The 13,186-nt window shown below is 32.7% G+C and carries 24 protein-coding genes and 1 other RNA gene; 1 reads left to right on the forward strand and 24 read right to left on the reverse strand.

What is annotated here, in order from left to right; genetic code table 11:
- Nucleotides 1–98 precede the first annotated feature (98 nt).
- On the forward strand, nt 99–656 hold the full coding sequence (locus HMPREF1984_RS02795; protein ID WP_021766371.1) for a DNA-3-methyladenine glycosylase I: 558 nt from the start codon (nt 99–101) through the stop codon (nt 654–656).
- Between the two features lie 62 nt (nt 657–718).
- Here HMPREF1984_RS02795 and ssrA read toward each other — a convergent pair.
- The 24 genes from ssrA to rpsJ all read right to left on the reverse strand — a co-directional run bounded on the left by ssrA (nt 719) and on the right by rpsJ (nt 13,125).
- Nucleotides 719–1,057: a transfer-messenger RNA gene (gene ssrA, locus HMPREF1984_RS11115) on the reverse strand.
- Nucleotides 1,058–1,144: 87 nt separating this feature from the next.
- The gene (locus HMPREF1984_RS02800; protein ID WP_021766372.1) at nt 1,145–1,654 is read right to left on the reverse strand and encodes a small multi-drug export protein; all 510 of its coding nucleotides are present in this window, start codon (nt 1,652–1,654) and stop codon (nt 1,145–1,147) included.
- A 377-nt stretch (nt 1,655–2,031) separates the two neighbouring features.
- Nucleotides 2,032–3,348 (reverse strand): preprotein translocase subunit SecY, encoded by a 1,317-nt coding sequence (secY, locus tag HMPREF1984_RS02805; protein ID WP_036099558.1) that lies wholly within the window; start codon nt 3,346–3,348, stop codon nt 2,032–2,034.
- 45 nt (nt 3,349–3,393) lie between these two features.
- The gene (gene rplO, locus HMPREF1984_RS02810) at nt 3,394–4,008 is read right to left on the reverse strand and encodes a 50S ribosomal protein L15 (protein WP_021766374.1); all 615 of its coding nucleotides are present in this window, start codon (nt 4,006–4,008) and stop codon (nt 3,394–3,396) included.
- A gap of 5 nt (nt 4,009–4,013) precedes the next feature.
- A complete protein-coding gene (rpmD, locus tag HMPREF1984_RS02815; protein ID WP_021766375.1) occupies nt 4,014–4,193 on the reverse strand; it encodes a 50S ribosomal protein L30 in 180 nt (59 codons plus the stop codon).
- A 20-nt stretch (nt 4,194–4,213) separates the two neighbouring features.
- Nucleotides 4,214–4,729: a 30S ribosomal protein S5 gene (gene rpsE, locus HMPREF1984_RS02820; RefSeq protein WP_369750539.1), complete on the reverse strand. Its 516-nt coding sequence runs from the start codon at nt 4,727–4,729 to the stop codon at nt 4,214–4,216.
- Between the two features lie 15 nt (nt 4,730–4,744).
- On the reverse strand, nt 4,745–5,107 hold the full coding sequence (gene rplR / locus HMPREF1984_RS02825; protein ID WP_021766377.1) for a 50S ribosomal protein L18: 363 nt from the start codon (nt 5,105–5,107) through the stop codon (nt 4,745–4,747).
- Between the two features lie 13 nt (nt 5,108–5,120).
- Nucleotides 5,121–5,654: a 50S ribosomal protein L6 gene (gene rplF, locus HMPREF1984_RS02830; protein WP_021766378.1), complete on the reverse strand. Its 534-nt coding sequence runs from the start codon at nt 5,652–5,654 to the stop codon at nt 5,121–5,123.
- Between the two features lie 31 nt (nt 5,655–5,685).
- Nucleotides 5,686–6,081, reverse strand: coding sequence for a 30S ribosomal protein S8 (gene rpsH, locus HMPREF1984_RS02835; RefSeq protein ID WP_021766379.1), 396 nt, complete (start codon nt 6,079–6,081; stop codon nt 5,686–5,688).
- 21 nt (nt 6,082–6,102) lie between these two features.
- The gene (gene rpsN / locus HMPREF1984_RS02840; protein ID WP_021766380.1) at nt 6,103–6,390 is read right to left on the reverse strand and encodes a 30S ribosomal protein S14; all 288 of its coding nucleotides are present in this window, start codon (nt 6,388–6,390) and stop codon (nt 6,103–6,105) included.
- Nucleotides 6,391–6,421: 31 nt separating this feature from the next.
- Nucleotides 6,422–6,961 carry a 50S ribosomal protein L5 gene (gene rplE, locus HMPREF1984_RS02845; RefSeq protein ID WP_036099569.1) on the reverse strand — a complete coding sequence of 180 codons (540 nt, stop codon included), beginning with the start codon at nt 6,959–6,961 and terminating at the stop codon, nt 6,422–6,424.
- A gap of 39 nt (nt 6,962–7,000) precedes the next feature.
- A complete protein-coding gene (gene rplX, locus HMPREF1984_RS02850; protein ID WP_021766382.1) occupies nt 7,001–7,387 on the reverse strand; it encodes a 50S ribosomal protein L24 in 387 nt (128 codons plus the stop codon).
- A gap of 25 nt (nt 7,388–7,412) precedes the next feature.
- The gene (rplN, locus tag HMPREF1984_RS02855) at nt 7,413–7,781 is read right to left on the reverse strand and encodes a 50S ribosomal protein L14 (RefSeq protein WP_021766383.1); all 369 of its coding nucleotides are present in this window, start codon (nt 7,779–7,781) and stop codon (nt 7,413–7,415) included.
- Nucleotides 7,782–7,813: 32 nt separating this feature from the next.
- Nucleotides 7,814–8,074, reverse strand: coding sequence for a 30S ribosomal protein S17 (rpsQ, locus tag HMPREF1984_RS02860; RefSeq protein ID WP_021766384.1), 261 nt, complete (start codon nt 8,072–8,074; stop codon nt 7,814–7,816).
- Nucleotides 8,075–8,086: 12 nt separating this feature from the next.
- Entirely contained in the window at nt 8,087–8,293 is a 207-nt protein-coding gene (gene rpmC / locus HMPREF1984_RS02865; protein WP_021766385.1) for a 50S ribosomal protein L29, read from the reverse strand.
- On the reverse strand, nt 8,293–8,718 hold the full coding sequence (gene rplP / locus HMPREF1984_RS02870; RefSeq protein WP_021766386.1) for a 50S ribosomal protein L16: 426 nt from the start codon (nt 8,716–8,718) through the stop codon (nt 8,293–8,295). The genes rpmC and rplP overlap by 1 nt, the downstream gene beginning before the upstream one ends.
- The gene (gene rpsC, locus HMPREF1984_RS02875; RefSeq protein ID WP_021766387.1) at nt 8,718–9,374 is read right to left on the reverse strand and encodes a 30S ribosomal protein S3; all 657 of its coding nucleotides are present in this window, start codon (nt 9,372–9,374) and stop codon (nt 8,718–8,720) included. The genes rplP and rpsC overlap by 1 nt, the downstream gene beginning before the upstream one ends.
- 25 nt (nt 9,375–9,399) lie before the next feature.
- Nucleotides 9,400–9,735 (reverse strand): 50S ribosomal protein L22, encoded by a 336-nt coding sequence (gene rplV / locus HMPREF1984_RS02880; protein WP_021766388.1) that lies wholly within the window; start codon nt 9,733–9,735, stop codon nt 9,400–9,402.
- Nucleotides 9,736–9,798: 63 nt separating this feature from the next.
- Nucleotides 9,799–10,077, reverse strand: coding sequence for a 30S ribosomal protein S19 (gene rpsS / locus HMPREF1984_RS02885; protein ID WP_021766389.1), 279 nt, complete (start codon nt 10,075–10,077; stop codon nt 9,799–9,801).
- Nucleotides 10,078–10,196: 119 nt separating this feature from the next.
- Nucleotides 10,197–11,024: a 50S ribosomal protein L2 gene (gene rplB, locus HMPREF1984_RS02890; protein ID WP_036099563.1), complete on the reverse strand. Its 828-nt coding sequence runs from the start codon at nt 11,022–11,024 to the stop codon at nt 10,197–10,199.
- 142 nt (nt 11,025–11,166) lie between these two features.
- Nucleotides 11,167–11,451 carry a 50S ribosomal protein L23 gene (rplW, locus tag HMPREF1984_RS02895; RefSeq protein ID WP_021766391.1) on the reverse strand — a complete coding sequence of 95 codons (285 nt, stop codon included), beginning with the start codon at nt 11,449–11,451 and terminating at the stop codon, nt 11,167–11,169.
- Complete coding sequence (gene rplD, locus HMPREF1984_RS02900; protein ID WP_021766392.1) at nt 11,451–12,089, reverse strand: 50S ribosomal protein L4; 639 nt, start codon at nt 12,087–12,089, stop codon at nt 11,451–11,453. The genes rplW and rplD overlap by 1 nt, the downstream gene beginning before the upstream one ends.
- A 21-nt stretch (nt 12,090–12,110) precedes the next feature.
- Nucleotides 12,111–12,737: a 50S ribosomal protein L3 gene (rplC, locus tag HMPREF1984_RS02905; protein WP_021766393.1), complete on the reverse strand. Its 627-nt coding sequence runs from the start codon at nt 12,735–12,737 to the stop codon at nt 12,111–12,113.
- Between the two features lie 82 nt (nt 12,738–12,819).
- Nucleotides 12,820–13,125: a 30S ribosomal protein S10 gene (rpsJ, locus tag HMPREF1984_RS02910; RefSeq protein WP_021766394.1), complete on the reverse strand. Its 306-nt coding sequence runs from the start codon at nt 13,123–13,125 to the stop codon at nt 12,820–12,822.
- Between the last annotated feature and the right edge of the window lie 61 nt (nt 13,126–13,186).

Raw genomic sequence — 13,186 nt, forward strand, 5'->3', positions numbered from 1 at the left:
TATAGCTGTATTCTGAGACATCCTCACAAAGAAAATTGACACTGGCCAATACATTCTGATATCATATAAAAAACTTGAAAAGAAGGGAGTCATAAAATATGAATAATAGTAACCGTTGCGGATGGGCAAAGGGTGAAAAAGATATTTTATATCACGACACTGAATGGGGAGTACCTTCCCACGATGATGGATACATCTTTGAAATGCTCATACTGGAAGGCTTCCAGGCTGGACTGAGTTGGAATACCATTTTACAGAAAAGGGAAAATTTCAGGGAAGCATTTGATAATTTTGACTACAAAAAAATTGCAGAATATGATGCAACAAAACTGTCTGAACTTTTAAAAAATGAAGGAATTATACGAAACAGACTGAAAATAAACTCTACTGTTACAAATGCAATAGCATTTATGAAAGTTCAGAAAGAATTTGGCTCCTTTGCAGAATATATATGGAATTTTACTGATAACAAAAGAATTATAAACAAATGGAAGGAACTTTCTGAAGTACCTGCCACAAGTGAACTGTCAGATAAGATAAGCAAAGACTTAAAAAAGAGAGGATTCAAGTTCGTCGGTTCTACTATTATCTATTCTTTTTTACAGGCTATAGGAATTATTGATGATCATTTAATGAGCTGTCCTTATAAGAAGTAACAAAAAACTGCCCCGCAAGGCAGTTTTTAATTTTATCTACTATTTTATTTTTTATTTTGTTTTGGTGGAAATGACGGGAATCGAACCCGTGTCCAAAATAAAAAGTTCTCACTATCATCTACAAGTTTAGTCTATTTATCGCTTTAACCGAAAAGATATTAAACAGACAAAAGTCTAACGGCGAGATTATAAGATGTCCTCAGATGACATAATCATACATCCAAGTAAGCCATTAAAGTGACGTCATCTTAAAGAAAAATGGCGATTTCTTAAAGTGACGAGCTGCGACTTAGGCAGCTAATGCGTAATTATCGTTTCCGATTATATTTAAGTTGGATTTTAAAGCTCCCGCTTACTTGCCGATAATAAGCTTCCTATCCTGTCGAAACCAAAACATTCCCTTATTCTATTGTACTTTGATTATAACACATTTCTCTTCTTTTGAAAAGCATTAATTTCAGGTATTTTACTGGAAATTTATTTAAGTATTATATAAAAGACCCTATAACTCCATATACTCCCAGAGTAACCAGTGATGCGGCAATCAGCACTCCGATACAAATATACATAAAAGATTTTTTTCTATTAAATTGAAGTAATGCAGCAATCAGTGCTCCTGTCCATGCTCCTGTCCCTGGAAGAGGAATTGCTACAAATAGCATAAGTCCAATAAATTCCTTATTTGCAATACTATCACTTCTGCTCATTGCCCTTTTTTCTATTTTTTCAATAAAACCTACCATTATATTTCTTTTTTTCATAAATTCAAACACTTTTACAACAAATAAAAGTATAAATGGTACTGGCAGAAGATTTCCTATTATTGAAGTTATCATGTTTGTGTACCATGGAAGCCCCTGATAATATCCTACCGGAATGCTTCCCCTAAGCTCTATAACTGGAAGCAGGGAAATTAAAAATATTCCTATCACCTTTCCCGCATTTGCTCCAAATATGCTTATAATAAATGCCACTATTGACTGGGCCACTCTTTTCATATCCTAATTGTTAACTGCTGAAAATAATACTGATTTACTACAGCAGTTTTCTCCTTTCCTTTTATTTTCCAATTTTAAATTATTATATCATAAAGTCAGTATTAAAACTATTCTATTTTTTATTTGGTGATTATTTCACTTTTTTCATTGCAAAAAAAAGACGAAAACTTTTAAAATTTTCGTCCGATTTTTTTCTCATTTTTCTTCTAATAACTCATATCTGCTTAATATTAAGATGGCAATTACAATAGCTGTAATATAAAGCAATCTCTATCTCTCATTTATCATCATATGTATTCTAACACATTTACATTAAAGAAAAATGAGAGTTTTTAATTTTTTATAATTTATCGAAAAAAAAGATGAAACTGTTAGCTTCATCTTCTATTTTTTCTATCTTTTTTTATAAAACCTTTCATCTTCTTAACAGCCAGATATGAATCTATCTGTTGAAGCAGTTCCACTGCTGTCCCTACAAGGATCAGAAGACTTGTTCCTCCGATTAGTACATTTATATTAAGAAAATATCCAAACCATATGTTAGGGAATATTCCTAATAATGACAGGAATATAGCACTTCCAAAAGTTACTCTTGTAGCTACTCCTTCCAGATAATCAGCTGTTTCTGCCCCTGCTCTTACTGTCGGTATTGTTCCTCCACTTTGTTTCAGGTCATCTGCCACCTTATCAGGATCAAATGCTATTGTCAAAGTATAAAAGAAGGAAAATACTGTAATCAGTATTGCAAATAACAGCAGATACATAACTCCTTTAGGAGAGAACTGAGCTGTTAAAAAAGTTTTTAATTTACTATCCTTCATTAATGAAACCATAAACGGCGGTGCCGCCATAAGTACTGATGCAAAGATTATCGGCATTACTCCAGACATATTTATTTTTAAAGGCAGGTAAGTTCTTCTTCCAACTGCACTCTGTCCTCCACCAAATCCTAGACTACCTTTTCCTGCATACTGTATAGGAATTCTTCTTTCAGCAAGCTGAACTATTACCATTAAAGTTATAATTACTACAAATAGTACTAAAGATAATGTAAACATTACAATCCCTGTACTGTCCTTGCTAAGACTTGCCCACATATTATGTAATACTCTCGGTAATCCTGCAACGATATTCAGGAAAATCAGCATTGATGTACCATTTCCGATACCTCTTATTGAGATTCTTTCTGAAATCCACATCAGGAATGCTGTACCACCTGTCATCAATGCAACAGAAGTTACGATGAATTTTATTCCTGGCTCGATAACCATTCCACTTCCCATTAACGCTATTGATATTCCAAATGATTGTCCTATTGCAAGAAGAATAGTTACGTATCTTGTCCATTGGGTAATCTTATCTCTTTCCTTACCCCCTTCTTTCTGCATTTCATCTATTTTAGGAAAAATAACTCCTAAAAGCTGAAATACGATTGATGAGTTAATGTAAGGAATTATTCCCAGTGAAAATATGGAAGCCCTTTCAACTGCTCCACCTGAAAACAGGTTCAGGAATCCAGCTAACGCATTATTCTGGAAGTCCTTAAAAAGATCCATATTAATTCCAGGAACCGGGATATGTATTCCAATTCTTGCAATGATAATCATAATCAAGGTAAAAGATACTTTTTTTTCCAATTCGGGTATTTTGAATATTGCTTTTATCCTACTTGCTATTGCTTCAGTTAAAGTCACTCTTACCACTACTCCTTATATATGAGAAAAAGCAAGATGTGAATCTTACTTATCCTCATTTTCTTTTTTATTATTTCCTGCTTTAGCTGAATATGACTTAACTTCAAGAATTTCTACGCTTCCACCTGCTTTTTCAACAGATTCTTTAGCCGCTTTTGAAATTCCATGTGCTTTTACAGTCAATTTCTTTGTAACTTCAGCATTTCCAATTATTTTCAGTAAGCTTGTAAAATCTTTTTCCTTAACATATGATTCAACATTTGTTTCTAAATATTCTTTTACAGCTTTTTTCCCTTTTACATTTCTCAATGCTTCATCTGAATATTTAACTATGAATTTAGGGTTTTTAATTATTCCATTTTCTACTAATGTTTGTAAGCTAACTACATCTCCATCATTGAATTTTTCAACGATATCAGATAATGCAATAACTACCATATCTTTTTTAAATGGAGAATTTGAGAATCCTCTTTTAGGAACTCTTCTTACGATTGGCATCTGTCCACCTTCAAATATAGGTGAAACATAAGTACCAGATCTTTGTTTCTGACCGTTATGACCTTTTCCTGCAGTCTTTCCCCATCCTGTACCATGACCTCTTCCTACTCTTCTTCTTTCTCTTTTAGAGCCTTCAGCAGGTCTTAATTCATTAAGATTCATTTATTCTAAACCTCCTCTACTTTAAGTAAATAAGAAACTAATTTTATTTTTCCTTCTATATCTGCTGTTTTATTATGAACAACACTTTGGCTAATTTTTCTTAATCCAAGTGATTTAACAGTAGCGACATGATTAGGCTTTCTTCCATTAATTCCTTTAATAAGTGTTACTTTTACTTTAGACATTAATTTTACCTCCTAACCTATTATCCTAAAATTTCTTCAACTGATTTTCCTCTAAGTCTAGCAACTTCTTCAACTGATCTTAATTTTTTTAATCCGTCTAAAGTTGCTCTTGCAACGTTATCTTTATTTTTTGATCCTCTTATTTTTGTAAGTACGTCAGTAACTCCGGCTAATTCAAGAAGTTCTCTTGTTGCAGAACCTGCGATAACTCCCGTACCTTTTGAAGCTGGCTTTAACAATACGCTTGTAGCATTGTACTTACCAATTTGATCATGCGGTAAAGTTCCGCCTTTTAAAGATACTGTAATCATATTTTTCTTAGCGTTTGCTACTGCTTTTCTTATAGCATCAGGTACACCATTTGCTTTTCCTAATCCTATACCAACTTTTCCTTTTTCATCTCCAACAGCTGCTAATACTGAGAAAGATATTCTTCTTCCTCCTTTAACAGTTTTAGAAACTCTGCTTATTCTTAAAAGACTTTCTTTATATTCACTCGCTTTTGCTTCTCTATCTTTAATTTCTCTGGCCAAAATAAATCCTCCTTCTCTCTAGAATTTTAATCCTGCTTCTCTTGCAGCATCTGCTAATGCTTTTACTCTTCCTGTGTAAATATATCCGCCTCTATCAAATACCACATTGCTTATACCTTTTTCCAATGCTTTTTTTGCGATTGCTTCTCCAACTTTTTTAGCTGCTTCAACATTTCCACCTGATTGAGCTTTTGCACCTTTTTCAATTGTTGATGCTGAAACTAATGTTGTTCCTGTACTGTCATCGATAATTTGAACAAATATATTCTTCAAACTTCTATACACAGAAAGTCTAGGTCTTTCAGCAGTTCCAACGATTTTTCTTCTTATACTTCTATGTTTTTTCTCTCTTAATTTATTTCTATCAAGTTTTTTAATCACTAAAATCTACCTCCTATCCTTTCTTACCTTCTTTTCTTCTGATTACTTCATCAGCATACTTAACTCCTTTTCCTTTGTAAGGTTCAGGTGGTCTTTTTGCTCTTATGTTCGCAGCAACTTGTCCAACTAATTGTTTATCAATTCCTTCAACAGTTATTTTAGTGTTTCCTTCAACTTTGAAAGTAATTCCTTCAACAGGTTCTATTTCTACAGGATGTGAATATCCTAGAGCCAAAGTAAGTCCTTTACCACTAGCTTGTACTCTGTATCCAACCCCTACTAATTCCAATTTGATTTCAAAACCTTGACTTACTCCTGTTACCATGTTGTTTACATTAGCTCTTGTTGTTCCGTGAATAGCTCTTGTATTTGGTAAATCATTAGGTCTTTCAAAAGTTATTTCGTTGCCATCTATATTTACTTTTATTTCACTGTTTAATTCTCTTTCAAGCTGCCCCTTAGGTCCTTTAACAGTAAACTTATTTCCATCTTGTTTAATTTCTACACCTGCAGGTATAGTTATAGGTTTTTTACCTATTCTTGACATAACTTTCCTCCTATTTTATAAAATGCGTAAATTACCACACGTAGCAAAGTACTTCTCCACCAACGCTATGCTTTCTGCATTCCTTGTCTGTAATAACACCTTTAGGTGTTGAGACAATGGCAATTCCTAATCCACCTAATACTTTAGGTAAATTTTCAACAGATGTGTACACTCTTCTTCCAGGTTTTGAAATTCTCTTCAATCCTTTGATTACAGCATCTCCATCCATATATTTTAAAGTTATTACTATATCTCTTATATTTCCTTCTTCTTTTATTTCATAACCGGCTATATATCCTTCATTTTTTAATATGCTAGCCATGCTTTCTTTTATTTTAGAAAACGGTACTTTAACTTCTGTATGTCTAGCCATGTTTCCGTTTCTAATTCTAGTAAGCATATCAGCAATAGGATCTGTTAAATGCATTTATTTCTCCTCCTCTCAAAATTACCAACTTGATTTCTTTACTCCAGGGATAACTCCCTCTCCTGCTAATTTTCTGAACATTACTCTTGAAATCCCGAATTCTCTCATAAATCCTCTAGGTCTTCCATTTAACTGACATCTGTTTCTAAGTCTTGTAGGCGATGCGTTTCTTGGTAATTTAGATAATTCTACGATTGCTTCTCTATCACCTGCTTTAGCTCTTGCCTTTAATTCAGCTCTTTTTGCTGCATATTTATCAACTAATTGTTCTCTTTTTAAGTTTCTTTCAACCATTGCTTTTTTAGCCATTTATTAAGTTACACCTCCTTCAAAATACAACCTATTTTGCAAACGGCATTCCGAATGCTTTTAATAACGCTCTTCCTTCTTCATCGTTTTGTGCAGTTGAAACTATAGTGATACCTAATCCTAATGTTTTGTCAACTTTATCGATTTCGATTTCAGGAAACACGATTTGCTCTTTTAATCCAAGTGTATAGTTACCTCTACCATCAAATCCTTTTGGAGATACTCCTTCAAAGTCTCTTACTCTTGGTAAAGTAATGCTTATCAGTCTATCAAGGAACTCATACATTTTTTCTTTTCTTAAAGTAACTTTTGCTCCGATTTTTTGTCCTTCTCTCAATTTAAATCCTGCTTCAGATTTTCTTGCAGCTCTTGGTACAGGCTGTTGTCCTGTAATTTGTCCCAATTCCTTTATTGCAGTTTCAATTAACTTAGGATTGCTTACTGCTTCTCCAATCCCCATGTTTACTACAATTTTATCTAATTTAGGTACTTGCATAATGTTAGAAATATTTAATTCTTTCATTAATGCAGAAACTAATTCTTCTTTATATAATTTTTGTAATCTTGGAATATATTTTTCAGCCACTTAAGTTCTCCTCCTCTCTAAATCCTATATTTCATTACCGGATACTACCGATACTCTTACCTTTTTATTATCTTTTATTTCATATCTTACTCTAGTTCCCTTTTTTGCACTTTCATCCCAAAGCATAACTTTAGAAGAGAAAATTGGCATTTCTTTCTCTACAACTTCGCCTTGTGGGTTCATTGCATTAGGTTTAACATGTCTTTTTTGTATATTAACACCTTCAACTATGATTTTTCCTGTCTTAGGGAATACTTTTAACACTTTTCCGACTTTTCCTTTATCTCCTGTTTGTCCTTGACCTTTATCATTTCTTGACAAATCCTTTGATCTACCGCTAATTACAACAACTGTATCTCCAGTTTTTACATGTAATTTGTTAGGTACTGATTTAACTCTTGGTTTAGCCACGCGTAAACCCTCCTTCCTATAATAACTATAATACTTCTGGTGCTAGAGATACTATTTTCATAAAGTTTTTTGCCCTCAATTCTCTTGCTACAGGTCCAAAAATTCTCGTACCTCTTACTTCTAATGCTGAGTTTAAAATTACTGCCGCATTATCATCAAATTTTATATATGATCCGTCTGCTCTTTTTAATTCTTTTCTAGTTCTTACTACTACAGCTTTAACAACGTCACCTTTTTTTACGTTTCCATTCGGTATAGCTTCTTTAACAGATGCTACTACTATATCTCCGATTTTTCCGAATCTTCTTCTTGACCCACCTAATACTCTGATTACCATTATTTTCTTTGCTCCGGTATTATCAGCAACATTAAGTATAGTCTGTTGTTGAACCATTTAAAATTTCCTCCTCTCAAATTTACTGAAAACTATTTTGCTTTTTCTAAAATAGTTACAACTCTCCATCTTTTTTCTCTACTTAACGGTCTTGTTTCCATTATTTGAACTCTATCTCCAACACCGCATTCGTTCTTTTCATCATGAGCTTTATATTTTTTTGAAGTTTTTACTCTTTTTTTATAAAGTTTATGCAGTTTCATTGTTTCTTCAAGAACAACTACAGTCTTATCCATTTTATCAGAAACAACGATTCCTTCTCTTACTTTTCTTTCGTTTCTTTTATTTTCCACTGACGAATCCTCCTATTTTACAGTCTTTGTTTTCTCAGTTATAATTGTTTTTATTCTAGCAACATCTCTTTTCACTTCTCTTATTTTTGCAGTGTTTATAGGAGTGTCCTGTAATTTTGCTAGATTCTGAAATTTCAAATTGAATAATTCCTGCTTTAATTCTTTAACTTTTGCATCTAACTCTTCTAATGATAATTCTCTAATTTCATTTGCTGTCATTACTTATCACCACCCACTTCTTCTCTTTTTACAAATCTGACTTTGATAGGTAGTTTATGTCCAGCTTTTCTTAATGCTTCTTTAGCTTTTTCTTCCGATACTCCGCCAACTTCAAACATTATTTTTCCTTTTTTAACTACTGCTACCCAACCTTCAGCGTTACCTTTACCTTTACCCATTCTTGTTCCTTCAGGTCTTTTTGTATAAGGTTTATCAGGGAATATTCTGATCCAGATTTTTCCTTCCCTTTTAAATGTTCTATTTATTGTAATTCTGCATGCTTCTATTTGTCTTGATGTTATCCATCCAAATTCTTTAGCGGCAAGTCCAAATTCACCAAAATCTACTTTGTTTCCTTTTGTAGCTATACCACCCATTTTTCCTCTGAACTGTTTTCTGTATTTCGTTCTTTTAGGTATTAACATTACTCATTTCCTCCTTCCTTTTTATTAGAAAGAACTTCACCATTGAATATCCATACCTTTAATCCTAATGCACCATATGTAGTGAATGCAGTTGCAGTTGCATAATCAACATCTGCTCTTAAAGTATGTAATGGTACTCTTCCTGAAAGTGTCCATTCACTTCTCGCTATTTCGGCACCGTTTAATCTTCCCGATACCATTACTTTAATTCCTTTTACTCCAGCTTTTTCAGCTCTTTGAATAGCCTGTTGAACTGCTCTTTTATAAGCAACCCTTTTTTCAATAGCTGTTGCAATGCTTTCAGCAACTAACTGAGCATCTTTATTAGGATTTTTAATTTCCTGTACTTTAACTTGTATTTTTTTGTTTGTTAACTTTTCAAGATTTGCTTTTAAAGCTTCTATTTCTTGACCTTTTCTCCCTATTAATATTCCTGCTTTACCAGTTTCTATTATAATAGTTACATCAGTAGGAGATGTTCTTTCAATTTGAATAGTTGAAACTCCTGCATGATAATAGTTTTTCTTAATGTATTCTTTTATTTTTATATCTTCATGAAAATTATTTAAGTATTCTTTTCCTTCGGCGAACCATTTTGAATCCCATGATTTAGTAATTCCGATTCTAATACCTCTAGGATCGACTTTTTGTCCCACAGACTTACCTCCTTATACTTTATTATTAGTTTCTTTCATCAACTTCTATAGTGATGTGAGCTGTCGGTTTTCTTATTACATCCGCTCTTCCCATTGCTCTTGGACTTATTCTCTTAAGCACCGGTCCTTTATCTATCAATATTTTTGAAATGAATAGTTTATCAGGATCCATATTGTTATTATGTTCAGCATTTGCAATTGCTGATCTTAATGTTTTTTCTATAAATTTTGCCGCTTTTTTATTTGTAAATCTTAATATATTTAAGGCCTGTAAAGCATTTTTCCCTCTAACTACATCAGCTACAAGTCTTGCTTTTTGAGGACTTAATCTTTGATAACGTAATTTAGCTACAACTGCCATTAAAGCTCTCCTTTCACTTACATATTATATCGGGCATTTCCCGAAATTTATGAATAATATCTATTATTTTCTTTTAGCATCTTTTTTAGCATCTTTCCCATGTCCATAGAAAGTTCTTGTTGGAGCAAATTCTCCTAACTTGTGTCCAACCATTTCCTCAGTTACATATACAGGTATATGTTTTTTACCGTTATATACTGCAAAAGTATGTCCGATAAATTGAGGGAATATAGTAGATCTTCTAGACCAAGTTTTGATTACTTGCTTTTTTTCTCCCATTGTTTCAACTTTTTTCATTAAATGTGCATCAACAAAAGGTCCTTTTTTTAATGAACGAGCCATTCTTTCCTCCTTATTTACATTAATCGATTGAGTTCATGTCAGCCTTACACATCTTAATATCGCTATTAAAGATGTGTCAAGCAACATTACTATATTCATATATTTTTTTAGTCTTTAAACTATTTCTTTCTTTTTCTGACAATAAATTTGTCACTAAGTTTTTTACCTCTAGTCTTTTTACCAAGAGTAGGTTTACCCCAAGGAGTAACTGGTGATTTTCTTCCTATAGGCGATCTTCCTTCTCCTCCTCCGTGTGGGTGATCCACAGGGTTCATTACAGATCCTCTTACGTGAGGTTTTCTACCTAAATGTCTATTTCTTCCAGCTTTACCTAATGATACAAGTGAATGTTCAGAATTTCCTACTGCTCCTACAGTTGCCATACATTCTCTATGTATAAGTCTTAATTCTCCTGAAGGAAGTTCAACGTGACAGTAAGTTCCTTCTTTCGCAACAAGTCTTGCAGATGTTCCTGCCGATCTTGCCAGCTGTCCACCTTTACCAGGCATAAGCTCTACGTTATGTATAACTGTACCTATTGGTAAATCTTTTAATTTTAAAGCATTTCCAGGTTTAATTTCAGCAGTATCTCCTGCTAAAACTACATCACCTTTTTTTAGTCCATTTGGTGCTAAAATATATCTTTTTTCTCCATCAACATAATGTAATAATGCGATATTAGCTGTTCTGTTAGGATCATATTCAAGAGTTGCAACTTTTGCAGGAACACCTATCTTATTTCTCTTCCAGTCGATTACTCTATATAATCTTTTATGACCTTTATGTCTGTTTCTTCCTGTTCTGTGTCCATAGTTGTCAATTCCGTAAGCTGATCCAAGAGGTTCAGTTAGAGATTTTTCAGGTCTAACTTTATCTAATTCAGTATTAACTAATATCGACATATGCCTTGTCCCACTAGTTATCGGTTTTAATTTTTTAATTGGCATAACTTTTTTACCTCCACTTCTGTTTATTCTTTTTTTAATCACGTTCGTATATTATATCATTTTTTAATGATAATTCCTATACAAATCATGCATAAAAATTTCTTTTATTATATATTTTTTTTATGATTAACAGCTTTATCTATTACCCTTCGTATGCTGCTATTTTTTCTCCATCTTTTAATTTTACCATAGCTTTTTTCAATGCAGATGTTTTATACATTGACATTCTGAATCTTTTTGCTTTAGGCTTTATGTTCAGAGTATTAACGCTTTCAACTTTTACGTTAAATAATTTTTCAACTGCTTCTCTTATTTGAATCTTGTTTGCTCTTCTATCTACGATAAAAACGTATTCATTATTTTCATTAGCCAGATTTCTTGCTTTTTCAGTAGCAACTGGTCTTTTAATTATATCTGTAATATGCATTATGCCAGCACCTCCTCAATCGCTGCAAGAGCTTCTTTAGTAAGGATTACTTTATCCTGTTTTATCAGCCAGAAGATTCTCAGTTCTCTTGAGTCTAAAACGAATGTTTTTTCAATATTTCTTACTGACATGTATAAGTTATAATCTCTATCTTCAGTGAAATCATTTACAACAAATAATTGTTTTTGTCCTGCAAAGTCTAAAGTTTTTGCGAAGTTAACAAAAGTTTTTGTTTTAGGTGTTTCTAATGCGAAATCATCTAGAACTATTAAGTTTCCTTCGTTTATTTTAGTTGCTAATGCAGATCTTAAAGCTAATTTTCTAACTTTTTTATTTACTTTTTTAACATAATCTCTTGGTTTAGGACCATGAACTACTCCTCCACCTACCATGTGTGGTGCTCTTGTAGATCCTTGTCTTGCTCTTCCTGTTCCTTTTTGTCTGAAAGGTTTTCTTCCTCCACCTCTCACTTCAGCTCTTGTTTTAGTAGATGCTGTACCTTGTCTTAATTCTGCTAACTCAGCAACTAAAACTTCGTGCATTACAGTCTTATTTGGTTCAATTCCAAATATTTCATTATTTACTTCAACAGTTCCTGCTTGTGAACCGTCTAATTTATATATATTTAAAACTGGCATTTTATCCTCCTCTCTTTCCTACTAGTATTTCTTAACCGATTTTTTAATGATTAGATACCCGTTTTTAGGTCCTGGAACTGCACCTTTTACTAATAAAAGGTTATTTTCTGCATCATATTTAACTAATTTAAGGTTTTGAACAGTTACTTGTTCATTTCCAAGTCTTCCTGCCATTTTCTTACCTTTTGGTACGTTACTGTTTGATGCGGCACCTCCTGCGTTAGATCCTCCAAGTCTGTGGTTTCTTGAAACCCCGTGAGACGCTCTGTTTCCTCCGAAGTTATGTCTTTTCATAACTCCTGCTGTTCCTTTTCCTTTTGATGTTCCTGAAATATCAACAAATTCAATACCTTCAAATACATCAACGTTAATTTCCTGTCCTAATTCAAATGCAGCTAAGTCTTCTACTTTAAATTCTTTTAAGAATCTTTTAGGAGTTACTCCTGCTTTTTTAAATAATCCCATTTCTGGTTTTATTGTATTTTTTTCTTTTTTATCGTCATATGCTAAAGTTATAGCATTATAACCATCTTTATCATCTGATTTTTTTTGAACAACGAAGTTCGGTCCAGCTTCAATAACTGTAACTGGTACTAATTTTTCATCCTCAAATATTTGAGTCATTCCGATTTTTTTACCTAATATCATTTATTTATCCTCCTTAATATATTGGTTAATACAATCATTTCAATGAAAAATCATTGAAAGATTGTACTAACATGTATTAAGCCTATAATTGCTTAATTTCTATTCCTACACCTGATGGTAAGCTTAATGAGCTTAATGCTCCTATGATTTGCTGACTAGAATTTTTAATTTCAACAAATCTTCTATGTATTCTCATTTCAAATTGTTCTCTTGAATCTTTATTTACGTGTACAGATCTTAGAACAGTATATTTTTTAGTTTTAGTTGGTAATGGAAGCGGTCCTGCTACTTCTGAACCATTCTTCTTTACTACTTCAGCTATTTTTTTTGCAGACTGATCTAATAATTTATGATCGTAAGATTGAAGATATATTCTTATTTTATCCAAAGTATTTCCTCCTATTTTTATTTCATCTACTACTTAACGATAGTTGCAACAACTCCAGAAG

It is taken from the genome of Leptotrichia sp. oral taxon 215 str. W9775 (genome assembly GCF_000469505.1).
GTDB lineage: Bacteria > Fusobacteriota > Fusobacteriia > Fusobacteriales > Leptotrichiaceae > Leptotrichia_A.

Excerpts from the sequence above, each read along its gene's own strand:
- HMPREF1984_RS02795 (WP_021766371.1), top strand. The coding sequence starts at position 99 with ATGAATAATAGTAACCGTTGCGGATGGGCAAAGGGTGAAAAAGATATT.
- HMPREF1984_RS02800 (WP_021766372.1), bottom strand. The coding sequence starts at position 1,654 with ATGAAAAGAGTGGCCCAGTCAATAGTGGCATTTATTATAAGCATATTT.
- rplO (WP_021766374.1), bottom strand. The coding sequence starts at position 4,008 with ATGAATCTTAATGAATTAAGACCTGCTGAAGGCTCTAAAAGAGAAAGA.
- rpmD (WP_021766375.1), bottom strand. The coding sequence starts at position 4,193 with ATGTCTAAAGTAAAAGTAACACTTATTAAAGGAATTAATGGAAGAAAG.
- rplF (WP_021766378.1), bottom strand. The coding sequence starts at position 5,654 with ATGTCAAGAATAGGTAAAAAACCTATAACTATACCTGCAGGTGTAGAA.
- rpsH (WP_021766379.1), bottom strand. The coding sequence starts at position 6,081 with ATGCATTTAACAGATCCTATTGCTGATATGCTTACTAGAATTAGAAAC.
- rpsN (WP_021766380.1), bottom strand. The coding sequence starts at position 6,390 with ATGGCTAAAAAAGCAATGGTTGAAAGAAACTTAAAAAGAGAACAATTA.
- rplN (WP_021766383.1), bottom strand. The coding sequence starts at position 7,781 with ATGGTTCAACAACAGACTATACTTAATGTTGCTGATAATACCGGAGCA.
- rpmC (WP_021766385.1), bottom strand. The coding sequence starts at position 8,293 with ATGACAGCAAATGAAATTAGAGAATTATCATTAGAAGAGTTAGATGCA.
- rplP (WP_021766386.1), bottom strand. The coding sequence starts at position 8,718 with ATGTTAATACCTAAAAGAACGAAATACAGAAAACAGTTCAGAGGAAAA.
- rplV (WP_021766388.1), bottom strand. The coding sequence starts at position 9,735 with ATGGCAGTTGTAGCTAAATTACGTTATCAAAGATTAAGTCCTCAAAAA.
- rpsS (WP_021766389.1), bottom strand. The coding sequence starts at position 10,077 with ATGGCTCGTTCATTAAAAAAAGGACCTTTTGTTGATGCACATTTAATG.
- rplB (WP_036099563.1), bottom strand. The coding sequence starts at position 11,024 with ATGCCAATTAAAAAATTAAAACCGATAACTAGTGGGACAAGGCATATG.
- rplW (WP_021766391.1), bottom strand. The coding sequence starts at position 11,451 with ATGCATATTACAGATATAATTAAAAGACCAGTTGCTACTGAAAAAGCA.
- rplD (WP_021766392.1), bottom strand. The coding sequence starts at position 12,089 with ATGCCAGTTTTAAATATATATAAATTAGACGGTTCACAAGCAGGAACT.
- rplC (WP_021766393.1), bottom strand. The coding sequence starts at position 12,737 with ATGATATTAGGTAAAAAAATCGGAATGACTCAAATATTTGAGGATGAA.